Source organism: Nocardiopsis endophytica (assembly GCF_027706725.1).
Classification (GTDB): Bacteria; Actinomycetota; Actinomycetes; order Streptosporangiales; family Streptosporangiaceae; genus Nocardiopsis_A; species Nocardiopsis_A endophytica.
In genome coordinates, this window is record NZ_JAQFWQ010000049.1 from 25,660 (window position 1) to 47,586 (window position 21,927).

The window sequence follows — 21,927 nt, forward strand, 5'->3', positions numbered from 1 at the left end:
CCCACGCCCACCCCACCCCCTGAGAGGACTGACCCGCGTGCGCATGCGGCACCCCGACGGCACCACCGTCCACATCGCGTACTGCACCAACGTCCACCCCGCCGAGGACGTGGACGGCCTCATCGCCCAGATCCGCCGCTACGGCTCCGGTGTACGGGAGGCCCTGGCCGCCGAACGGCTCGGCCTGGGGCTGTGGCTCCCCGCCCCGGCCGCGCGCGCCCTGGCCGCGTCGGCCGCCGAGACCAAGCGCCTGCGCGCCGCCCTGGACGCGGCGGGCTGCGAGGTCGTCACGCTGAACGCCTTCCCCTACGCCCGGTTCCACGCCGCGCGCGTCAAGCACGACGTGTTCGCTCCCGACTGGACCGCACCCGAGCGGCTGGAGTACACGCTCGACTGCGCGCGCGTGCTGGCCCGTCTGATGCCCGACGACGCGGTCCGGGGCAGCATCTCCACCGTCCCGCTGGGGTGGCGCGAGGGGTGGGGGCCCGAGCGGACCGATCTGGCGCTGGCCAACCTCGACCGGCTCGCGGGCGGGCTGGACGGGCTGGCCTCCGAGGAGGGCCGGACGATCCGCGTGGGGCTGGAGCCCGAGCCCGGGTGCGTGGTCGAGACGACCGCCGGAGCCGCCGCGCACCTCGGCGGCCGCCCCCGGCCCTCCGGCAGCGGCTCCCGGGTCGGCCCCAGGGTCGGCGTGTGCCTGGACACCTGCCACCTGGCGGTCGGCTTCGAGGAGCCCGCCGGGGCGCTGGAGCGCCTGCGCGGGGTGGGCCTGCCGGTCGTCAAACTCCAGGCGTCGGCGGCGGTCGAGGCCCCCGCGCCCGGGGAGCCCGGCCAGCGGGCGGCGCTGGAGGCGTTCGCCGAGGACCGCTTCCTGCACCAGGTGCGCGAGGGCCCAGCCGTGGGCGGCGACCCGGGGGCGCGGGACGACCTGCCCGAGGCGCTGGGCGGAGCCGACCCCCTGCCGGGCCGCGACCCCTGGCGCGTCCACTTCCACGTACCGGTGCACCGGCCCCCGGCCGCCCCGCTCACCGGGACCGGCGGCCACCTGGCGGAGGTGCTGCGCCACGCCCTGGGCGGCGCCGCCCCGGTGACCGACCACGTGGAGGTGGAGACCTACACCTGGTCCGTGCTGCCCGAATCCGAGCGCCCCGCCGACGACGCCGGGCTGATCGCCGGGATCGCCGCCGAGATGGCGTGGACCCGCGACCGGCTCGGCGAGCTCGGTCTGGAGGAGGTCTGATGCCCGGCCCGCACCCGCTGCTCGTCGTCGACGCCGTCGGCCTCACCCCGCGCCTGCTGGAGCACGCCCCGCGCCTCAAGTCGCTGGCCGGCCAGGGGTGGCAGGCGCCCCTGGACACGGTCCTGCCCGCGGTCACCTGCCCCGTGCAGTCGACCTTCCTCACCGGGGCGCTCCCGCGCGACCACGGGATCGTCGGCAACGGCTGGTTCTTCCGCGACCTGGGCGAGGTGATGCTGTGGCGCCAGCACAACCGCCTGGTGCAGGGCGAGAAGGCGTGGGAGACGGCGCGCCGCGCCTTCCCCGGCTACACGGCCGCCAACGTGTGCTGGTGGTACGCGATGGGGGCGAGCACCGACTGGACCATCACCCCGCGCCCCGTCTACCACGCCGACGGCCGCAAGTCCCCCGACTGCTACACCAGGCCGCCGGAGCTGCACGACGAGCTGACCTCGGCGCTCGGCCCGTTCCCGCTGTTCAACTACTGGGGGCCGACGGCGTCGCTGCGCTCCACCGAGTGGATCGTGTCCGCGGCGCGCAGGCTGCTGCCCGAGGCGGACCTGACGCTGTGCTACATCCCCCACCTCGATTACGACCTGCAGCGCTTCGGCCCGCACTCCGAACAGGCCCGCACCGCCGTACGGGACATGGACGCGGCGCTCACGCCCCTGCTCGACGACGCCGCCGAGCGCGGCACCCGGGTGCTGGTGGTGAGCGAGTACGGCATCGCCCCGGCGAGCCGCCCGGTGCACGTCAACCGCGCGCTGCGCGACGCCGGGCTGCTGGAGGTGTACACGCAGCACGGCATGGAGTACCTGGACCCGTGGGCGTCGCGGGCGTTCGCCGTGGCCGACCACCAGGCGGCGCACGTGTACGTCGCCGACCCGGCCGACGTGGCGCACGTGGCCGCGCTCCTGTCCGCGCTGCCCGGCGTCGACCTGGTGCTCGACAAGGCGGGCCAGGCCGACCACGGCCTGGACCACGCCCGCTCGGGCGAACTGGTGCTGGTCGCCGGGCCGGAGGCGTGGTTCACCTACTACTACTGGCAGGACGACCGCGCGGCGCCCGACTTCGCACGCGGGGTGGAGATCCACCGCAAGCCCGGGTACGACCCGGCCGAGCTGTTCCTCGACCCCGCCGCCCCGGGGGCGGCCAAGGCCCGCGCCGCCTTGAACCTGGCGAAGAAGAAGGCCGGACTGCGCTACACGATGAACGTGGTGCCGACCGACGCGCGCTGGGTGCGCGGAACGCACGGGCGCATGCCCGACGACCCCGCGGACGGGCCGATCGCCGTCTGCGGCGAGGCGTCGTTCGCCCGCGACCGCATCGCCGCGACCGACGTCCGCGACCTCATGCTCGGCCTCGCCGGTGTGCCGGCACCGGCGAGGCCGTCCTGATCCCTGTCCCCGCTTCTCCCCGCTGTCCCCTTGACCCTCCGACCCGAGGAGCCACCGCCATGCCCCGACCCGTCACCCTGTTCACCGGCCAGTGGGCGGACCTGCCGTTCGAGGAGGTGTGCCGCCTGGCCTCCTCCTGGGGTTACGACGGCCTGGAGGTCGCCTGCTGGGGCGACCACTTCGACGTGCGCCAGGCCGTGGAGGACCCCGCCTACGTGGACGCCAAGCGCGCCGTGCTCGGCAAGTACGACCTCAAGGTGTGGGCGATCTCCAACCACCTCACCGGGCAGGCGGTGTGCGACGACCCGATCGACCACCGGCACCGGGACATCCTGAGCCCGCGCATCTGGGGCGACGGCGACCCCGAGGGGGTCCGGAGCCGCGCGGCCGAGGAGATGAAGCTGACCGCGCGCGCGGCGGCCCGGCTCGGCGTGGACACCGTCGTCGGCTTCACCGGGTCGCCGATCTGGAAGTACGTGGCGATGTTCCCGCCGGTGGGCGAGGACGTCATCGAGGCCGGGTACGCCGAGTTCGCCGACCGCTGGAACCCGATCCTGGACGTGTTCGACGAGGAGGGGGTGCGGTTCGCCCACGAGGTGCACCCCTCGGAGATCGCCTACGACCACTGGAGCACCGAGCGCGCGCTGGACGCGGTGGGCCGCCGCCCGGCCTTCGGGCTGAACTGGGACCCCAGCCACATGGTGTGGCAGGACATCGACCCGGCGGGGTTCCTGTGGGACTTCCGCGACCGCATCTACCACGTCGACTGCAAGGACACCCGCAAGCGCGTCGGCAACGGCCGCAACGGGCGCCTGGGCTCGCACCTGCCGTGGGGCGACCCGCGGCGGGGGTGGGACTTCGTCTCCACCGGCCGGGGCGACGTGCCGTGGGAGGACTGCTTCCGCACGCTCAACCGGATCGGGTACGACGGGCCGGTGTCGATCGAGTGGGAGGACGCGGGGATGGACCGGCTGCAGGGCGCGGCCGAGGCGGTGGCGTTCGTGCGGTCCAACCTGTTCGACCCGCCGACCACCTCCTTCGACTCGGTGTTCGGTTCGGCGGAGGAGTGACGTCCGGGGCTGTGGGCGGACGGTGGGCGGGCGGTGACCGTCCGCCCACCGTCCGACCGTTCGGAAGGCGCCCGCTTGTGCGACTGGCCAGTAGCCCTAAGACTGGCGTGGCTCACACATGCCAAGGCCCAGAAGGCCTGACATAGCGGGGGACATACGAAACATGACCGGGTCGCGGATCGTGGCGCTCGGCCACTACCAGCCCAGTACGGTGCTCACCAACGACGACGTGGCCCGGCTCACCGACACCAGCGACGAGTGGATCCGGACCCGCGTGGGCATCCGCACCCGCCACGTGGCCGGGCCCGGCGAGACCGTGGACGAGATGGCCGCGCACGCGGCGGCCAAAGCGCTGGCCAACGCCGGGACCGAGGCCCAGGACGTGGACATGGTCGTCGTGGCCACCTCCACGGCGGTCGACCGCAGCCCGAACATGGCCGCCCGGGTGGCGGCCCGGCTCGGCGCGCCCGCCCCGGCCGTGCTGGACGTCAACGTGGTGTGCTCCGGCTACCCGCACGCGCTGGCCACGGCTGACCACGCGGTCCGGGCCGGGGCCGCCCGGACCGCCCTGGTGGTGGGCTCGGACAAGATGACCGACGTGGTGGAGTGGGCCGAGCGGTCCACCTCCGTCCTGGTCGGGGACGGCGCCGGGGCGGCGGTGCTGGCCGCCTGCGACGAGGACGCCGGGCCGGGCGTCGGTCCGGTGCTGTGGGGCTCGTTCCCGGAGATGGGCGACGCGATCCGGATCGGCGGCACCCCGACCCGCTTCGTCCAGGAGGGGCAGGCCGTCTACCGGTGGACGACCACCCGCCTGCCCGCCCTGGCGCGCGAGGCCTGCGAACGCGCGGGCGTGGCGCCCGAGGAGCTGGGCGCGGTGGTGATGCACCAGGCGAACCTGAGGATCATCGAGTCCATCGCCCGGGGCATGGGCGCGGTGAACGCGGTGGTGGCGCGGGACGTGGTGGAGTCGGGCAACACCTCGGCCGCGAGCATCCCGCTGGCCTTCTCCAAGCTGCTGGAGAGGGGCGAGCTGGAGAGCGGGGTCCCGGTCCTGCTGTTCGGGTTCGGGGGCAACCTCTCCTACGCGGGCCAGGTCGTCCGCTGCCCGTAAGGCCCCATCGGCGATGATCTCGACGAGAGTGCTGTCAAAACGGCCGGAATGACGGCACTTCTGTCGAGATCATCGCCGAGGAGGCTCCTTCACTCCGCCGCTGGCGCCTCCTCCACGCCGCGGTCCCGGGTCACCTCCCACCTCCTCTGCACGCCGATGTCGCGGAGGAACGACCGGTCGTGGCTCGCCACGAGCAGCGCCCCCTCGTAGGCGGCCAGCGCCTCGGTGAGCCGCCGGACGCTGTCCAGGTCCAGGTTGTTGGTCGGCTCGTCCAGTACCAGCAGGTGCGGGGCGGTGTCGGCCAGCAGGATCCGCGCCAGGCAGACGCGGAACCGCTCGCCTCCCGACAGCGCCCCCGCCGGGCGGTCGACCGCCTCGCCCCGGATCAGGAACCGGGCCAGGCCGGCACGGACCTCCTGCGGCGACGCCGACGGGGCCCCCGCGCGGACGTTGTCCAGCACGCTGAGGCGGTCGTCGAGGACGTCGAGCCGCTGGGGCAGGTACCCCGTCCGCCGCGTCGCGTGCACGACCACCGCCCCCGAGGGCACCGGGACCGGCCCCTCCCCGCGCGCGGCACCGACGACCGCCCGCAGAAGGGTGGTCTTGCCCGACCCGTTGTCCCCTGTCAGGGCGATGCGCTCCGGCCCCCGGACGGACGGCCGCCGGTCGCCCACCGCGATCTCCAGCACGGTGTGCCCGGCCGGGACCCCGGTGTCGGGCAGGGCGATCCGGATGGCGTCGTCGTCGCGCACCGCGCTCTCCGCCGCCGCCAGCCCCTTCCGGGCGTCGTCGAGCCTGCCCTCCTGCATGATGCGGTGCTTGCCCGCGGCGACCTGGGCGTCCCGCTTGCGCTGCTTCATCACCACCTTGGGCTCGCGCTTGGTCGCGTACATCTTGTCGCCGTACCGCACCCGGCGGTCCAGCTTGATGCGCGCCTCCGCGAGCTGGCGCTTCTCCCGGCGCACGTCGGCCTCGGCCACCCGGACCATGCGCTCGGCGGCCTCCTGCTCGGCGGCGAGCTGCTCGGTATAGGCCGAGTAGTTCCCGCCCCACACGCGGATCCGCCCCTGGCGCATCTCGGCGATGCGGTCCACGCGCTCCAGCAGCTCCCGGTCGTGGCTGACCGCCACCAGCACCCCGCTCCACCCGTCGACCGCCTCGTAGAGCAGGTCGCGGGCGCGGCGGTCGAGGTTGTTGGTGGGCTCGTCCAGCAGGGTGACCGCCGGGCGGCGGACCATCAGCCCCGCCAGCGCGCCGAGGACGGCCTCGCCCCCGGAGAGCGTGCCGACGGTGCGGGCGAGCGGGTCGGCGCCGCCCGGGGCGATGCCGAACCGCTCCAGCTGGGCGAGGGCGCGCTCCTCGATGTCCCAGTCGTCGCCCACGGCGGCGAAGTTGGCCTCGGAGGCGTCGCCCGCCTCGATGGCGCGCAGCGCGGCCAGGGTGCGGTCGATGCCGAGCAGTTCGGCGAGGGTGCGCCCGGTGTCCAGGGTCAGGCCCTGGTCGAGGCGGCCGACCTCGCCCGGGGCCTCGATCCGCCCGGTGTCGGGGCGGAGCTCGCCGGCGGCCAGGCGCAGCAGGGTCGACTTGCCCGAGCCGTTCAGGCCGATCAGGCCGGTGCGGCCGGGCTCGAAGACGGCGTCGAGGCCGTCCAGGACGGGGGTCCCGTCAGGCCAGGCGAAGCCGATGCCGGTGCAGACCAGGGCGCGGGCGGTACGGGTCGATGACATGCGGGGCCTCCTTCGGGTGCGAACGGGTGGGAGGCGCGGCCGCGGGGTTCGCGGCGCGCGCGGCGTGCGGACGGGCGTCCGTCCCGTTCTTCAGGCCCATGGCGGTCCACTCCGTTCATCCCGGGGAGGTTATTGCGACGACAGTTGCAGTAACCTGTGAGCGCCGACCATCATTCCCTAATGCGACGGAAGTTGCACTATGACCCGCGCCACATCCCGCCGCCCGGGCGGGCGCACCGCCCGGAACACGGCCGCCGTCCTCGAAGCGACCCTCGCCGAGCTGGGCGGATCCGGTTACGCCGACCTGACGGTGGAGCGCGTCGCCGCCCGCTCCGGCGTGCACAAGGCGACCATCTACCGCCGCTGGGGAGGCGTGGACGAGCTGCTCGCCGCCGCCCTGGAGCAGGCGGACCACGACTCCTGGACGCCGCCGGACACGGGGTCGCTGGAGTCGGACCTGCGCGCGCTGGGGGAAGAGGTGGCGGCGGGGTTCTCCTCTGATGACGAGGAGGGGAGCGTGGCGACGGCGACGATCGCCGCGGCCTTCCAGTCCCCGGCGGCGGCGGAGGCGCTGCGGGCGTTCATGGAGGAGCGGCTGCGCAGGTGCGCGGAGGTGGTGGAGCGGGCCGAGCGGCGCGGAGAGGTGCCCGAGGGCACCGACGCCGCCGAGGTCGTGCGTGCCGCGGTGGCCCCGGTGTACTTCCGGCTCTTCATCTCCCGTGAGGAGGGCGCCGGGCAGGCCGCCGCGCGCGCGGCACGGGTCGCCGCCGAGGCCGCGAAGGCGGGCGAGTTCCGCGGCTCCCCGCCCGGTCGATGACCGCCGGGCGGCGGCCCGGCGCGGGGAATGCAACGGGCGGCAACGGGAAGAGCCCGGCGGTTCCCCGGCCCCGCCAGCCGTCCGGCAGGCTGCTCGCGGCCCGGGTGAGCAGGCGGCTCAGCAGGTACCCCGCTCAAGAGCCCCGCCCGGGCAGCAGGCCGCCGGAGTGCAAGGCGGAAGGTCGGCGACAACGAAGGTCCGTGACCCTTCCGGCAGCGCTGTCGGCCGTCCGGCGTGTGCGTGGTCACCGTTGATGGCGGCGACGGCCGGAGCTAGGCGGTTCCCGGGCCCCGCCTGCCGTCCGGCAGGCCTCTCGCGGTCCGGGTGAGCAGGCGGCTCGGCAGGTACCCCGCTGAAGGGCCCCGCCCGGGCGGCAGGCCGCCGGAGTGCAAGGTGGAAACCGGATAAACCGGGCACTGGACCGGCATGGGCTCGCCCGGAACCCGCCTTCCGGGCGCCTCGGGCACCCCGGGGCCATCCTGGGTCGTGAAACCGACGCCTGATCAGCCCAAAAGCGTCGATCTCACGACACAGGATGCCCGAACCCCTCGGCCGCTGCCCGGTATGCCCGGTATGCACCGCCCGGGAGGCCCCATCCGCGATGATCTCGGGGAACTCGGGGTAAAACCGGACACGATAAGCCCGACTCCCCCGAGATCAACACCAGTGCGCCCCGCACCGCTGCCCCCTCGTTGATCTCGGGAGAATGGACGCTAAAACCGGCCTGGTAGGGGCGTTTTTCCCGAGATCAACGAGGAGGCGGCACCAGCGGACGAGCACGCGCCCACCCGGCCACGCCGCCGCCCGGACCGCGAGGAACCCGCCGGACGGCAGGCAGCGCCCGGGAACCGCCGAGCTCTGGCCGTCGCCGCCTACCCCGGTGACCCCGCACACGCTCTGCGGCCGACGACGCTGCAGGTAGAGCCGCTGACCTTCGTCGTCGCCGCCCTCCACCTCACACCCCGACGGCCCACCGCCCGGCCGGGGCCTGGAGCGGGGTACCAGCCCAGCCGCCCACCGGCCAGGGCCGCAAGAAGGCCGCCGACCTGCACCACCGCGCACCCTGGGGTGGGGACAACCCCAACCCCGAACCCCAACGAACGCCGCCCAAGAAGGAGGCGGTGGCCCCAGCAGGTGCGGGTCAGGCGTCGTAGTCGACTCTCACCTCGGCGCCCATGGGGCGGGACTGGCACGTCAGGATGTACCCGGCTTCGATCTCGGCGGGTTCCAGGGCGTAGTTCACCGGCATGTCCACCTCGCCCTCGCACAGCTTCGCCCGGCACGTGCCGCACACCCCGCCCCTGCAGGCGAACGGGGCGTCGGCCCTGACCCGCAGCGCCGCGCCCAGCAGCGGTTCCTCATCGCCGTCGGTGTCCACCGTGCTGGTGCGGCCGTCCAGCGTGAACGTGAACCGCGTCGACGCCGCCGGGGCCGGTGCCCCTCCCTCCTCCGCGGTCCTGCGCCTGCGCGGCGGCTGGGCCCCCTCGACGTGGAACAGCTCGAAGTGGACCCGTTCCCCGGGGACGCCGTGCTCCCCCAGCACCCCCTTGACCGTCTCCACCATCTCCTGCGGACCGCACAGGTACCAGTGGGCGACGTCCGCCGTCTCCGGAAGCACCCGCAACAGCTCCGCCATGCGGTCGGCGTCGATGCGCCCGCTGGTGAGAGGCGCCTCGCCCTGTTCCCGGCTGAGCACGTGCAGCAGTTGGAAGCGCGCCGGGTAGCGGTCCTTAAGGTCGTTCAACTCCTCCAGGAACATCACGTCCCGCGCCGTCCTGTTGGCGAACACCAGGGTGAACCCGCTCTCCGGCTCCTCGGCCAGAGTGGTGGCGGCCAAGGACAGCACCGGTGTGATGCCGCTCCCCGCCGCGACCGCCACGTGCGCCCGGGCGGCCCCGGCGTCGAGCGGCACGTTGAACCCGCCCAGCGGCGGCATCGCCTCCAGGGCGTCCCCCGGCTTGAGGGCGTCGTTGGCGTAGCAGGAGAACGCCCCGCCCTCCAGCCGCTTGACGCCGATCCGCAGCGGTCCGTCGGGCGCCGGGGAGCAGATCGAGTAGGTGCGGCGCACCTCCTCTTCGGCACCGGCGTCCGCCTCGCCGGGGCGGCGCACCGTCAGGTGCTGCCCCTGCACGAAGCGGAACTCCTCGGCGTGCTCGGGCGGGACCTCGAAGGTCACCGCCACCGCGTCGTCGGTCAGCCGCTCGACGGCGGCCACCGTCAGCGTGCGGAATGCGGCCCTGCGGCGGCCTGCGGTCATGGCTCTCCTGTCCGGTCCCGAGTCGCTCGAATCGCTCGACTCACTAGAGCGGTTTGACGTGGTCGAAGGGCTCTCTGCAGGCCTCGCACACCCGCAGCTCCTTACAGGCCGTCGACCCGAAGCGGCTCAGCGTCCGGGTGGCGGGCGACCCGCACCGCGGGCACTTCACGCTCAACCGCACCGGCACCGGGCCGACGGGAGCGGCGCCGCTCGGCGGGGCGATCCCGTGCTCGGCGAGCTTGCGCCGCCCCTCCTCGGTGATCCAGTCGGTGCTCCACGGCGGCGAGAGCACGGTGCGCACCTCGGCGCCGACGTGCCCGAGCCGCTCCAGCCGCTCCCGCACGTCCGCGCGGATCGCCTCCATGGCCGGGCACCCCGAGTAGGTGGGGGTGACCACCACGACCGGCCGCCCGTCCGCGCCCCGCTCCACCGCGCGCAGGATGCCCAGGTCCCGCAGGGTGAGCATGGGCATCTCGGGGTCAGGGACCGACGCGACCTCCTCGGCGATCCGGTCCAGGTCCGGGTCCGCGTCCGCGGTCACCACGCCGCCCCCGGGTGCGACCGGTGCAGGTGCTGCATCTCCGCCAGCAGGTACCCGAACGCCTCGGTGTGCACCCCCTGGCGCCCGCCCATCCCGGCCGGGCCGGTGATCGGCGGCACCTCCGGGCGGGCCAGCCCCGCCTCGGCGAGCACCCCGTCCACGAACACGTCCCAGGCTGGGCGCAGGTCCGGCGGGTCCGCCCCGAGCCCGGAGGCGGCGACGGAGCGGAACACCGCGTCGGAGGTGAACAGCTCCGCGGTGTACGGCCAGGCCGCCTCCAGGGCGGCCGCCATCCGCTCGCTGCTCTCCTCGGTGCCGTCGCCCAGGCGCACGGTCCATCCGGAGGCGTGGTCGCGGTGGTAGGCCACCTCCTTGACCGCCTTCCCGGCGATCCCGGCGAGCGTCTCGTCCGCCGACCCGGCCAGCGCCGTGTACAGCTCGAACTGGTAGGCCGAGAAGAGGAGCTGCCGGGCGACCGTGTACGCGAAGTCGGTGTTGGGCAGCTCCACCAGGCGGCAGTTGGCGAACTGGTCCTCGTCGCGCAGGTAGGCCAGGTCGTCCTCGGTGCGCAGCACCCCGGTCAGGCGCTCCTCCAGGGAGCCGGCGTACGTCAGCAGGGAGCGCGCCTGCCCCAGCAGGTCCAGGGAGATGTTGGCCAGCGCCACGTCCTCTTCGAGCTGGGGGCCGCGCGCCGCCAGCTCGGCCAGGCGGTGCGAGGCGACGAGGGCGTCGTCGCCGAGCCGCAGCGTGTAGGCCGCCAGCGCGGTGTCGCGCTCGGCGCTCACGGATCCGTTCTCGCGCCCGCTCACAGGTGCTCCACCCCCTCGGGCACCGGGTAGAAGGTCGGGTGCCGGTAGACCTTGTCCTCGGCCGGGTCGAAGAACGCGTCCTTGTCCTCGGGGGCCGAGGCGCTGATCGACGCCGCCGGGACCACCCACACGCTGACGCCCTCCTGGCGCCGGGTGTACAGGTCCCGCGCGTTGCGCAGGGCGTGCTCGGCGTCGGCGGCGTGCAGGCTGCCGACGTGCACATGGGACAGCCCGCGCCGGGCGCGAACGAACACCTCCCACAGGGGCTGGTCCGCCATCGTCACTCCTCGCCTCTCGTTTCCTCAGGCCGCCGCGCGCTGCCGGGCCCGGCTCTTGGCCGCGTGCGCGCGTGCCGCCTCGCGCACCCAGGCCCCTTCCTCATGGGCGGTCCTCCGGTGCTCCAGCCGTTGCCGGTTGCAAGGGCCGTTCCCCTTGAGGACCTGCATGAACTCGTCCCAGTCGGGGGTGCCGAAGTCGTAGTGGCCGCGCTCGGCGCTCCACTTCAGGGCGGGGTCGGGCAGGGTGAGCCCGAGCGCCTCGGCCTGCGGGACGATCATGTCGACGAAGCGCTGGCGCAGCTCGTCGTTGGAGAACCGCTTGATGTTCCACGCCATGGACTGCTCGGAGTGCGTCGACTCGGAGTCGGGCGGCCCGAACATCATCAGCGACGGCCAGTACCAGCGGTCGACCGACTCCTGGGCCATCCTGCGCTGGGCGTCGGTGCCGCGCGCCAGGGTGTACAGGATGTCGAAGCCCTGGCGCTGGTGGAAGCTCTCCTCTTTGCAGATGCGCACCATCGCGCGCGCGTAGGGGCCGTAGGAGCAGCGGCACAGGGGCACCTGGTTGGTGATGGCGGCCCCGTCCACCAGCCAGCCGATCGCGCCGACGTCGGCCCACGTCACGGTCGGGTAGTTGAAGATCGACGAGTAGCGCTGGCGCCCCTGGTGGAGCAGGTCGAGCAGCTCGTCCCGGCCCACGCCCAGGGTCTCGGCGGCGCTGTACAGGTAGAGCCCGTGCCCGGCCTCGTCCTGCACCTTGGCGATGAGCACCGCCTTGCGGCGCAGCGAGGGGGCGCGGGTGATCCAGTTGCCCTCCGGCTGCATGCCGATGATCTCGGAGTGGGCGTGCTGGGCGATCTGCCGGATGAGGGTCCGGCGGTAGGCGTCGGGCATCCAGTCGCGCGGCTCGATCCGCTCTTCGGCCGTGATCATGGCGTCGAAGCGCCGCTGGTGGGCCTCGTCCGTCCCTGGGTCCGTCATCGCGGGTCCTCCCCGGCCGTAATACCGACCGAACGTTCAGTTAGAAATTACCGCCCGGCGAAGGGCGGGGTCAACGGTGCGACCCCGCCCCTGTGCGCGCCTAGCCGTGCCGGCGGGACTGCACGAAGTTGAACCGCCCGGCCACGAACGCCGGGTCGGTCAGCGACGTGGTCGCCGCCCGGTTGGCCCCGCTGCCGTGGTAGTCGCTGAAGGCCGCGGACTGGTTGACGAACACCTGCCCGGTCAGGTTCTCCGACAGGTTCACCCCGGCCTCCAGCGCGGCCTTCTCCGCCTCGGCCAGCACCTCCTCGGAGGTGGAGTAGACCGACGCGGTCAGCGCGCCCCGGCGGCCCACGCTCTCGCGCAGCAGCCGCAGCGACTCCTCCGTGCCGGAGGTCGGCACGAGGAAGGAGATCGGGCCGAAGTGCTCGCGGCCGTACACGTCGTCCCGGTCGGCCCCCACCTTGACCACGGCCGGGGTGCGCACGGTGGCGTCGGCGAAGTCCGGGTGGGCGACCTCCTCGGAGCGCCGCACCGGCTCGCCCAGCCCCTCGGCTGCCGACAGCCGCTCCAGCACCCCCTCGTTGGCGATGGCGCCCAGCACCCCCGACGCCTTGGCCGGGTCGCCCAGCAGCCGCCCGAGCGCGCCGGACAGGTCCTCGCCCACCTCGTCGGCGGTCTTGTGCCCCTCGTCGGTGTCGATGCCCCCGGCCGGCAGGAAGATGTTCTGCGGGGTGGTGCACATCTGCCCGCTGTACAGCGACAGCGAGAACGCCAGGTTGCCGAGCATCCCCTTGTAGGAGTCGGTGGAGTCCACCACGACGCCGTTGACCCCGGCCTTCTCGGTGAACACCGCGGCCTGCCGGGCGTTGGCCTCCAGCCAGTCGCCGAACTCGCTGGAGCCGGTGAAGTCGACGATCCGCACCTCGGGCCGCAGCGCCAGGTCGGCGGCGATCCGGTCCTCACCGCGCTCGGCGGCCAGCAGCACCGCGTCGGGGTCGAGCCCGCACTCGGCCAGCACGTCCCGGGCGATGGCCACGGTGATCGCCAGCGGCAGCACCGCCCGCGGGTGCGGCTTGACGATGACGGTGTTGCCGGTGACCAGGCTCGCGAACAGGGCCGGGTAGGCGTTCCAGGTGGGGAAGGTGTTGCAGCCGATGAGCAGGGAGACGCCGCGCGGCACCGCCGTGAAGCGCTTCTCCATCACCAGCGGGTCCCCCTTGCGCTGCGGCTTCTCCCAGCGCACGGTGCCGCCGTAGCCGGTGGTCATGTCGTGCCCGTAGGCGACCGCCTCCAGGCCGCGCTCCTGGGCGTGTGGGCCGCCCGCCTGGAAGGCCATGACGAACGCCTGCCCGCTGGTGTGCTGCACGGCGTGCGCCATCTCGAAGCTGCGCTTGTTGATGCGGTCCAGGATCTCCAGGCAGATCCCCGCGCGCGCGTCCGGACCGGCGTCCCGCAGCGGCCCGGCGGCCTTCTGCGAGGCGGCGATGAGCGCGTCCGCCCCGGCGCGCGGGTAGCCCACGCCGAGGGGCAGGCCGTAGGGCGAGCGCTCGGTGACCACCCGGTCCCCGGTGCCGGGGTGGCCCTCCAGCGGGAAGTCGCGGCCCAGGTAGGCCTCGAAGGCCGCCTTGCCGGCCGGGGCGGCCTCCTCGCCGTAGACCTTCGGGCTCGGCGACTCGGGGTAGGGCGACCAGAAGTGCCGGCCGCGGATGGCGCCGACCGCCTCCTCCAGGGTCTTGCGGTGCCGTTCGTAGAGCTCGCTCGGGTCCATTGGGCGGCCTCTCCCTGCGCGTCGTCGCGTCCAGCTGGGCTTTCGGGCACCGGCGGCCGCCGCGCCCCTTGACAGCGCCCCGGCCGGTGGTGCTTGTCTATGCCGTACTTACTAACCGACCGTTCGTTCAGGCCGCAAGGGTCCGTCCCCCGCGCTCCAGGGCGCGCCAGCCGAAAGGACGACGCCGTGACCGACCCGTCCCCCCACGCCCCCGCCCCCGGCGGCAGGCGCCTCGGTCCCGCCCCCGGCCCCGGGATGCTCGACCCGATGGAGCGCGCCGACCGCGGGATGCTGGAGGAGCACCAGCTCAAACGGCTGCGCTGGACGCTCGCCCACGCCTACGCCCGCCAGGGCTTCTACCGGCGCAAGTGCGAGGCGGCCGGGGTGCACCCCGACGACCTGCGCTCCCTCGCCGACCTGGCCCGCTTCCCCTTCACCACCAAGGAGGACCTGCGCGAGGCCTACCCCTACGGCGCGCTGGCGGTGCCCCACGACAAGGTGCTGCGGCTGCACGCCTCCAGCGGTACCACGGGGCGGGCCACCGTGGCCGCCTATACGCGCGGCGACCTGGACATCTGGTCGGACCTGGTGGCCCGGTGCATCCGCGCCTCGGGCGGGCGGCCCGGCGAGAAGGTGCACGTGGCCTACGGGTACGGGCTGTTCACCGGCGGGCTGGGGGCGCACTACGGCGCCGAGCGCCTGGGGTGCACGGTCATCCCCGTGTCCGGCGGGCAGACCTCCCGGCAGGTGCGGCTGATCCGCGACCTGGAGCCGGAGACCATCATGGTCACCCCCTCCTACCTGCTCACCATCGCCGACGCGATGCGCGAGGAGGGGGTCGACCCGCGGACGACGTCGCTGCGCACCGCGATCCTGGGCGCAGAGCCGTGGACCGAGGACATGCGCGCGGAGATCGAGGAGGTCTTCGACCTGCACGCGGTGGACATCTACGGGCTCTCGGAGGTGATGGGCCCGGGGGTGGCCAACGAGTGCGTGGAGAGCAAGGACGGGCCGCACGTGTTCGAGGACCACTTCCTCCCCGAGGTGGTCGACCCGGTCGACGGCGCGCCGGTGCCCGACGGGGGCGAGGGCGAGCTGGTGTTCACCTCGCTGACCAAGGAGGCCATGCCGGTGGTGCGGTACCGAACCCGGGACCTGTCGCGACTGCTTCCCGGCACCGCGCGGCCCGCGTTCCGGCGCATGGAGCGCATCTCCGGGCGCAGCGACGACATGATCGTGCTCCGCGGGGTCAACCTGTTCCCCACCCAGGTCGAGGAGCAGGTGCTGCGGGTGCCGGCGCTGGCGCCGCACTTCCAGATCGTGCTGCGGCGGCCGGAGCGGCTGGACGAGATGACGGTTCGGGTGGAGTCCCGTCCGGGGGTGGCCGACCGGGAGCGCGCCCAGGCCGGGCGGGTGCTGGCCGAGGCGGTGCGCGAGCACACCGGGGTGGGCGCCGCGGTGGAGGTGCTCGACCCCGGGACGCTGGAGCGCTCCTCCGGCAAGGTGCGCAGGACGGTCGACGAGCGGCCGTGACGTCGGACACCGTTGGCGACCAGGGCGGCGATGCGCACTCCGGGACCGTTGCGGCCGGGGTAGATTCACCCTCTGTGTCCCGCTCCACCGCTTCCGGTCCCCCGCCCGGCCCCTCCGCCTCCGCGCGCCGCCGCGCCGGCAGGCCCGGCCACGACGCCGACTCGGTCCTGCGGACCGCGGTGCGCGTGTTCAACGAGCGGGGGTACGACGGGACCAGCATGGAGGACCTGGCCCGCGCGCTGGGCGTGACCAAGTCCGCCATCTACCACCACGTCTCGGGCAAGTCCGAGCTGCTGCGCCAGTCCCTGGACCGGGCGCTGGACGCCCTGTTCGCCGTCACCCGCGAACCGGAGGCCACCGGCGGGCCGGTGCTGAGGCGGCTGGAGCACGTGCTGCACGGAAGCGTGCTGGCGCTCGTAGAGGAGCTGCCGCACGTGACGCTGCTGCTGCGGGTGCGCGGGAACACGCCGGTGGAGCGCAGGGCGCTGGAGCGGCGGCGCGAGTTCGACCGGTTCGTGGCCGACCTGGTCCGGGAGGGCATGGCCGAGGGGGCGATCCGGCCCGACGTCGATCCGGACGTGGCCGGGCGGCTGCTGTTCGGGATGGTGAACTCGCTGGTGGAGTGGTACCGGCCGGGCGGCGGGCTGGACGCCGAGGGGCTGGCCGCCCAGGTCGCGGTGGTCGCCTTCGAGGGCCTGCGGGTGGACTGACCCCGCGTCGGCGGAGCGGGGGCCCGGCACCGCCCTCGTCCACTCGTCCACAGGCTGCGTGGCACACCTCCATCGGGCGTGCCCGGACCGCTACCGTGTGCAGCAGGTGGCCCCGGAGCGAGGAGGATCCCGTGCCTGTGGGGGGACCGGCGGACCGGCCCGCGACCGCGGCGGGCGTGCTCGCCGCCCTGGCCGCCGTGGCGGCGCTCGTGTCCGCGGTGGTCCCGGCCGCCCCCGCGCCCCCGGCATCGGCGGCGGCCCCTCCGTCCGGCGCGCCGGTGGTGCTCGTCGGCGTCCCGGGGCTCATGTGGGAGGAGGCCGGCCCCGGCACCACGCCCGAGCTGTGGTCGCTGGCCGAGGACGGCGCCATCGGGGACATGTCGATCCGCACCGCCACCTCGCGCACCTGCCCCGTCGACGGCTGGCTCACCGTCTCTGCCGGGCAGCGCGCCTTCAGCGAGCGCCAGCGGCACTCCATCTGCGAGCTGCCCGTCCCGCCCGCCCGCGACGGCGACGGGGCGGTGGTCGAGGACTACGCCGACCACGTCGCGGTCAACGCCGAATCGCCCTACGGCGCGCGCGTGGGGCTGCTCGGCCGCGCGGTGCACGACGCCGGGGGCACCACCCTGGCGGTCGGCCCCGGCGCGGCGCTCGCCGCCGCCGACGGGCAGGGCCGCGTCGACGACTACATCGCCAACCCCTCCGCCCTCACCGAGGAGCGGGTGGCCGGCGCCTGGCTGACCGTGGTCGACCTGGACGGGCTGTCCGACCTGTACCTGGACCCGCCGGTGGACCCGGAGGCCTCGCCCGGCCCCGAGGCCTCCCCGGAGGGCGACTCCGAGCCCGAGCCGGACCCGGTGCAGAGCGCCGACCGGCTGGAGGCGCTGTCGGCCATCGACGAGCGGATCGGCACGGTGGCGGACGCGGTGCCCGAGGGCGCGACGCTGATCGTGGCCGGGGTGTCCGTGGAGGCCGGGCGGTCCAACCTCAACGCGGCGCTGCTGCACGGCCCGGGCCCGGCCGGAGGCGGGTACGAGGGGCGCTACCTGACCTCGGAGTCGACCCGGCGCGACGGGCTGGTCACCCTCACCGACACGACGACCACCCTCCTGCGCTCCCTGGGGATGGACCCGCCCCCGGCGACGGTGGGGCGGTCCTGGGCGCCGGTCGAGCGCCCCGCCGAGCTGGGCGCCGCCGTGGACGGGCTGGCCGAGTTCAACACCGCGGCCAACGTGGTGGAGTCGCTGATGGCGGGTTTCTTCAGCCTGCTGGTCGCCATCCAGCTGCTCATCTACGCCGCGGCGGCCTACGCGGTGCACCGGTGGGGCGGGCGCGACCGGGACAAGCGCGCGGCGGTGCTGGCGGCGACCCGGGCGGTCGCGCTGGGCGGGGCGTCGGTGCCCGTGGCGAGCTACCTGGCCAACCTCGTGCCCTGGTGGTCGTTCCCGGTGCCCGAGGCCGCCCTGCCGCTGTGCGTGCTGCTGTTCGCGTCGCTCATCGTCACGGCGGCGCTGGCGGGGCCCTGGCGCAGGGACGTCCTGGGGCCGATGACGGTGGTCGCCGGGATCACCACGGCCGTGCTGTTCACCGACATGTGCACCGGCGCGAACCTGCAGATGAACTCGCCCATGGGCTACACCCCCATCGTAGCCGGGCGCTTCTACGGGCTCGGCAACATCGCCTTCGCGACCTTCTCCACCGGCATGCTGATGGCGGTGGCCGGGATCGCGCACTACCTGATCGCGGCGGGGCGGCGCCGCACGGCGGTCGCGGTCGCCTCGGCCGTCGGCGGGGCGACCGTGCTGGTGGTGGGCTGGCCCGGGCTGGGCACCGACTTCGGGGGGCTGTTCGCCCTGGTGCCGGGGCTGGCCGTGACGGTGCTGATGATCGCCGGGCGCAGGGTGACCCTGGTGCGGATGGCGGCGGTGTGCGCGGGCGGGGCGGCGGTGCTGGCCGCGGTCGCCTACTGGGACTACCTGCGCCCGCCGGCCGAGCGCAGCCACTTCGGGCTGTTCGCCGGGCAGGTGCTGGAGGGCGACGCGTGGCCGATCGTGCAGCGCAAGCTGGGCGCCATGCTCGGCACCCTGGGCAACTGGCAGCTGACGCTGCTGGCCGGGTGCGCGCTGCTGTTCCTGTTCGCGGTGCTGAACAAGCCGACGAACTGGCGGATGGGGGTGCTGCAGCGGACCTACGAGTACGCGCCCATGCTGCGCGCCGGGCTGACCGGGTCGCTGGTGACGGCGCTGGTGGGGTTCGCCGCCAACGACTCGGGCATCGCCATCCCGGCGCTGGCGCTGACCGTGGCGGTGCCGCTGACGCTGTCGGCGGCGACCTGGGTGCTGCGGCGCGAGGGCCCCGGCGCCGCGGGCGGCCGGGGCGCGGAGGACGAGGGGGTCAGCCGTCGAACCCCTTCGGGAAGTCCACGGTGACCCGGTGCATCTCGCGGCGCTCGGTGTAGTCGGGGACCGCGTAGTGCTGCACCGCGCGGTTGTCCCAGAAGGCGATGGTGCCGACCTCCCAGTGCAGCCGCACCTGGTACTCGGGGCGGCGGATCTGGTCGCACAGCATCGGCAGGATCGCCTCGTTCTCCCACTCGTCCAGGCCGCTGATCCGGGTGACCGAGCTGCGGTGCACGTACAGCAGGCGGCGGCCGGTCTCGGGGTGGGTGCGCACCACGGGGTGCTCCCGGGGCGGGAAGCGGCGCTGCAGGTCGGCCAGGTCGAGGGGGTGGCCCTTGGCGATGGCCTTGCGGACGCCGGGGGTGATGTCGTGCACGGCGGTCAGGGAGTCGGCCAGCGCGCGCACCTCGGGTGAGAGCCCGTCGTAGGCGGCGCAGGCGCTGGCCCACAGGGTGTCGCCGCCGACGGAGGGCAGCACGACGGCGCGCAGGATGGAGCCGTGCGGCGGGTTGGGCATGAAGGTGTTGTCGGCGTGCCAGCTGTCGCCGCCCTCGCCCTTGGGGCTGGTCTGGTTGAGAACGTGCATCGCGTCGGCGACCGGGTCCCCGGTGGGCTCCTTGGCCTTCATCGGCGGGGTGTTGAGTTCGCCGAACCGCAGCGCGAAGCGCACGTGCTGCTCGTCGGTGATGTCCTGGCCCCGGAAGAAGAGCACGCCGTGGTCGAGCAGGCCGCGGTGGACGGTGGCGACCTCCTCCCCGGACAGCTCCTGGCGCAGATCCAGGCCGGTGACGTAGGCGCCGACGCGCGCGGTCGCCTTGGTGAACTCGATGGCCATGCCGGGACGCCTCCCAATGAAACAAGCAGTTGCTTGGTTGTGGCGAGGCTAACACTCCACCCCGACTGTGAGCACGCTCGCGCTTCACTCATGTCACGAATAGGCCACAGCCGTGTGGTATGGTCCGGGACGGAGGCTTGTTCTAACCTCCTTAGCAACCAGCGGGCGTGAGAGTTCCAGCCCACGGGTCGCCCCGCAGGCCGCGTCCGGCCCGGCCACCCGCACCCGGCCGCCCGCCCCGGCGTCGAGCGATCGCCGACGACGAAGACCACGCAGATGCCGGTCCCGACCAGGCGCCCGGCACGAGGGGTAGAGCCACACGATGAGTCAGCAGTCCCGCCGCGACCATGCGCCCGCGCAGGCGACCGTGCACGGCGCCCGCCCGGAACGGGGCGCCCCGCGGACCGCTGTCCCCGCCGGGGGCGCCCACGGCGCCCGCCCGGGCACTCCCGGAGCCGCCATGCCCGCCCTGACGATCACCAGCCACAGCCACGACGAGGGCCTCGTGCTCGCTCTCGAGGGCGAGGTCGACCTGGCCACCGAGCGGCGCTTCCACGCCGCCGCCCGCGAGGCGGTCGAGTCCATGCCGCACGGGCGTGTGGTGCTCGACTTCTCCCGGCTCGACTTCATCGACTCCAGCGGGCTCCGGGTGCTCATCCAGGCCCACAAGCTCGCCAAGGAGCACTACGCGGCGGTGATGGTGGCCGCCCCGAACGAGCGCGTGGCCCAGATCCTGCGGGTCACCGCGATCGACACCCGGGTCCCGGTGATGCCGGACGTCGCCGCGGCGCTCGCCGCCCCGTTGAACGCGCCCAGCTCCTGATCGGGAACGGCGGGAGGGCGTGGCCGGATCCGGCCACGCCCTCCCGTTGTCGTCCCCCTCACAGCACGGGACCCGCGGAGGTCCACAGCAGCCACACGCCCAGCGCCAGCGCCGCGAGGTTGACCGCGCCGAAGACCATCACCCAGGCGGTGCCGGGCATCCCGGTGAGCCGGTGGAGCTGGTCGGCGTCGGACTGCGGGGAGGGCTGGCGGCGCCGCTGCGACTGCAGCTCGAACACCGGCCGCACCCCGGCGGCCAGCATGAACCAGGTGAAGAAGTAGGCGAAGGCGGCCTGCACCTCGGCCGGGGTGAACCAGGAGATCACGAACACCAGGGCGCCGGTGCCCACCACCGAGACCACGCCGTAGAGGTTGCGGATCATCACCAGCAGCGCGGCCAGCAGCAGCACCGACACCCACAGCAGCGCGGTGATGCGGCCGCTGAGCAGGAACACCACCCCGACCAGGCCCACCACCGACGGCGTCACGTAGCCGGCGAAGACGGTGAGGATCATCCCGATCCCGTCGGGGCGCCCGCGCGAGACGGTCACCCCGGAGGTGTCCGAGTGCAGCCGGATCCCGGTCAGCTGCCGCCCGCTGAGCAGCGCGACCAGCGCGTGCCCGCCCTCGTGGGCGATGGTGACGACGTTGCGCGCCAGCCGCCACGGCCCTCCGGTGGACACCAGGACCAGGGCGGCCACGCCGGTCGCGACGACCAGCCACCACGGCGGCGCCACCTGCGTGCTGACGACCTCGGACACGACCTCCTCGAAGGACGTTCCCTCCATGGCGTGCTTCCCCGTCCTCGCTCGGCAGCGGTCGATACGCGCGGCCCACGGTCCGGACCCCACGCCTGAAGGGAGGGTAGGGCATCGGCCACCCCGAAGAGTCCGCCCACCAGAGCGGACACGGGGCGGCGGGTCCCCCGCTCAAGGACGGCGGCCGGGCGGCGGGCCACCGGAGCGCAGGGCCGCGAGGCGGCAACGATGGAGGTCAGCGCCCTACACGGGAGCGCCGTCAGCCGCAGCGCGCGTGCGCGGTCACCGTGATGGGCGGCGACGAGGAAAGGTCAGCAGCCCTCGCGGTAGCGCTGTCGGCCGCCGGGCGTGAGCATGGTCGGCGGGGGTGGCGGCGACGGCATGAGCGGGGCGGTTCCCCGGCCCTGCCTGCCGGGCGGCGGGTTTCTCGCGGTCCGGGTTGAGGGGCGGCCCAACTGGTACCCCGCTCCGGGCTCCGGCCGGGCGGCGGGCCGCCGGAGTGCAAGGCCGCAAGGGCAGCGACGAGGACAGGCCAGCGGCCCACGCGGTAGCGCTGTCGGGTGCGGCGCGTGTGCGTGGTCGCCGTAAAGGGCGGCGACGGCATGAGCAGGGCGGTTCCCCGGCCCTGCCTGCCGTCCGTCTGGCCGCTCGCGGTCCGGGTCGGCGGGCGGCTGAGCAGGTACCCCGCTTACGGGCCCCTGCCGGGCGGCGGGTTCCTCGCGGTGCGGGTGGGCGGTGCGGCCGGGTGGGGTGGTGGTGGCCCGTGTTCGTGGCGGCCGTCGGCCCGGTGCGCCCCTTCCCGGTGATGATCTCGACGAAGGTGCTGTCATCCTGGCGGTTTTGACAGCACCTTCGTCGAGATCATCGCCGAGGG

At 74.2% G+C, this 21,927-nt stretch carries 18 protein-coding genes; 9 read left to right on the forward strand and 9 right to left on the reverse strand.

Annotation, left to right across the window (positions count from 1 at the left end):
• Positions 1-37 precede the first annotated feature (37 nt).
• The 4 genes from eboE to O4J56_RS17350 all read left to right on the forward strand — a co-directional run bounded on the left by eboE (position 38) and on the right by O4J56_RS17350 (position 4,815).
• Positions 38-1,240, forward strand: a complete 1,203-nt coding sequence (eboE, locus tag O4J56_RS17335) for a metabolite traffic protein EboE (protein WP_270686968.1) — start codon at positions 38-40, stop codon at positions 1,238-1,240.
• Positions 1,240-2,634 (forward strand): alkaline phosphatase family protein, encoded by a 1,395-nt coding sequence (locus tag O4J56_RS17340; protein WP_270686969.1) that lies wholly within the window; start codon positions 1,240-1,242, stop codon positions 2,632-2,634. The genes eboE and O4J56_RS17340 overlap by 1 nt, the downstream gene beginning before the upstream one ends.
• Before the next feature lie 59 nt (positions 2,635-2,693).
• The gene (locus O4J56_RS17345; RefSeq protein ID WP_270686971.1) at positions 2,694-3,704 is read left to right on the forward strand and encodes a sugar phosphate isomerase/epimerase family protein; all 1,011 of its coding nucleotides are present in this window, start codon (positions 2,694-2,696) and stop codon (positions 3,702-3,704) included.
• Between the two features lie 163 nt (positions 3,705-3,867).
• The gene (locus O4J56_RS17350) at positions 3,868-4,815 is read left to right on the forward strand and encodes a beta-ketoacyl-ACP synthase III (protein ID WP_270686972.1); all 948 of its coding nucleotides are present in this window, start codon (positions 3,868-3,870) and stop codon (positions 4,813-4,815) included.
• 89 nt (positions 4,816-4,904) lie between these two features.
• On the opposite strand, the gene O4J56_RS17355 is transcribed toward O4J56_RS17350, so the two are convergent.
• Positions 4,905-6,542, reverse strand: coding sequence for an ABC-F family ATP-binding cassette domain-containing protein (locus O4J56_RS17355; protein WP_270686974.1), 1,638 nt, complete (start codon positions 6,540-6,542; stop codon positions 4,905-4,907).
• 199 nt (positions 6,543-6,741) lie between these two features.
• On the opposite strand from O4J56_RS17355, the gene O4J56_RS17360 reads away from it, so the two are divergent.
• Entirely contained in the window at positions 6,742-7,359 is a 618-nt protein-coding gene (locus O4J56_RS17360) for a TetR/AcrR family transcriptional regulator (protein WP_270686976.1), read from the forward strand.
• A gap of 1,141 nt (positions 7,360-8,500) precedes the next feature.
• Here O4J56_RS17360 and paaE read toward each other — a convergent pair.
• The 6 genes from paaE to paaN all read right to left on the reverse strand — a co-directional run bounded on the left by paaE (position 8,501) and on the right by paaN (position 13,996).
• A complete protein-coding gene (gene paaE / locus O4J56_RS17365) occupies positions 8,501-9,616 on the reverse strand; it encodes a 1,2-phenylacetyl-CoA epoxidase subunit PaaE (protein ID WP_270686977.1) in 1,116 nt (371 codons plus the stop codon).
• Between the two features lie 43 nt (positions 9,617-9,659).
• Positions 9,660-10,160, reverse strand: coding sequence for a 1,2-phenylacetyl-CoA epoxidase subunit PaaD (gene paaD, locus O4J56_RS17370; protein WP_408639132.1), 501 nt, complete (start codon positions 10,158-10,160; stop codon positions 9,660-9,662).
• On the reverse strand, positions 10,154-10,942 hold the full coding sequence (gene paaC / locus O4J56_RS17375; RefSeq protein WP_270686979.1) for a 1,2-phenylacetyl-CoA epoxidase subunit PaaC: 789 nt from the start codon (positions 10,940-10,942) through the stop codon (positions 10,154-10,156). Before paaC ends, paaD begins: the two co-directional genes overlap by 7 nt.
• A 20-nt stretch (positions 10,943-10,962) precedes the next feature.
• Positions 10,963-11,244, reverse strand: coding sequence for a 1,2-phenylacetyl-CoA epoxidase subunit PaaB (gene paaB, locus O4J56_RS17380; RefSeq protein ID WP_270686980.1), 282 nt, complete (start codon positions 11,242-11,244; stop codon positions 10,963-10,965).
• A gap of 24 nt (positions 11,245-11,268) precedes the next feature.
• Positions 11,269-12,225, reverse strand: a complete 957-nt coding sequence (gene paaA, locus O4J56_RS17385; RefSeq protein ID WP_270686981.1) for a 1,2-phenylacetyl-CoA epoxidase subunit PaaA — start codon at positions 12,223-12,225, stop codon at positions 11,269-11,271.
• A 100-nt stretch (positions 12,226-12,325) separates the two neighbouring features.
• Positions 12,326-13,996 carry a phenylacetic acid degradation protein PaaN gene (gene paaN / locus O4J56_RS17390; RefSeq protein ID WP_270686982.1) on the reverse strand — a complete coding sequence of 557 codons (1,671 nt, stop codon included), beginning with the start codon at positions 13,994-13,996 and terminating at the stop codon, positions 12,326-12,328.
• 186 nt (positions 13,997-14,182) lie between these two features.
• Between paaN and O4J56_RS17395 the strand changes: the two genes are divergently transcribed.
• The 3 genes from O4J56_RS17395 to O4J56_RS17405 all read left to right on the forward strand — a co-directional run bounded on the left by O4J56_RS17395 (position 14,183) and on the right by O4J56_RS17405 (position 18,668).
• Positions 14,183-15,529 carry a phenylacetate--CoA ligase family protein gene (locus tag O4J56_RS17395; RefSeq protein WP_270686983.1) on the forward strand — a complete coding sequence of 449 codons (1,347 nt, stop codon included), beginning with the start codon at positions 14,183-14,185 and terminating at the stop codon, positions 15,527-15,529.
• A 74-nt stretch (positions 15,530-15,603) separates the two neighbouring features.
• Complete coding sequence (locus O4J56_RS17400; protein WP_270686984.1) at positions 15,604-16,239, forward strand: TetR/AcrR family transcriptional regulator; 636 nt, start codon at positions 15,604-15,606, stop codon at positions 16,237-16,239.
• Positions 16,240-16,370: 131 nt separating this feature from the next.
• Positions 16,371-18,668 carry a hypothetical protein gene (locus O4J56_RS17405; protein WP_408639133.1) on the forward strand — a complete coding sequence of 766 codons (2,298 nt, stop codon included), beginning with the start codon at positions 16,371-16,373 and terminating at the stop codon, positions 18,666-18,668.
• Here the strand turns inward: O4J56_RS17405 and O4J56_RS17410 are convergent.
• Positions 18,634-19,473 (reverse strand): TauD/TfdA dioxygenase family protein, encoded by an 840-nt coding sequence (locus O4J56_RS17410; protein WP_270686985.1) that lies wholly within the window; start codon positions 19,471-19,473, stop codon positions 18,634-18,636. The two genes, O4J56_RS17405 and O4J56_RS17410, sit on opposite strands and share 35 nt — an antisense overlap.
• 460 nt (positions 19,474-19,933) lie before the next feature.
• On the opposite strand from O4J56_RS17410, the gene O4J56_RS17415 reads away from it, so the two are divergent.
• On the forward strand, positions 19,934-20,296 hold the full coding sequence (locus O4J56_RS17415) for an STAS domain-containing protein (protein ID WP_270686990.1): 363 nt from the start codon (positions 19,934-19,936) through the stop codon (positions 20,294-20,296).
• 58 nt (positions 20,297-20,354) lie between these two features.
• Here O4J56_RS17415 and O4J56_RS17420 read toward each other — a convergent pair whose 3' ends face one another.
• Positions 20,355-21,083, reverse strand: coding sequence for a M50 family metallopeptidase (locus O4J56_RS17420; protein ID WP_270686986.1), 729 nt, complete (start codon positions 21,081-21,083; stop codon positions 20,355-20,357).
• Between the last annotated feature and the right edge of the window lie 844 nt (positions 21,084-21,927).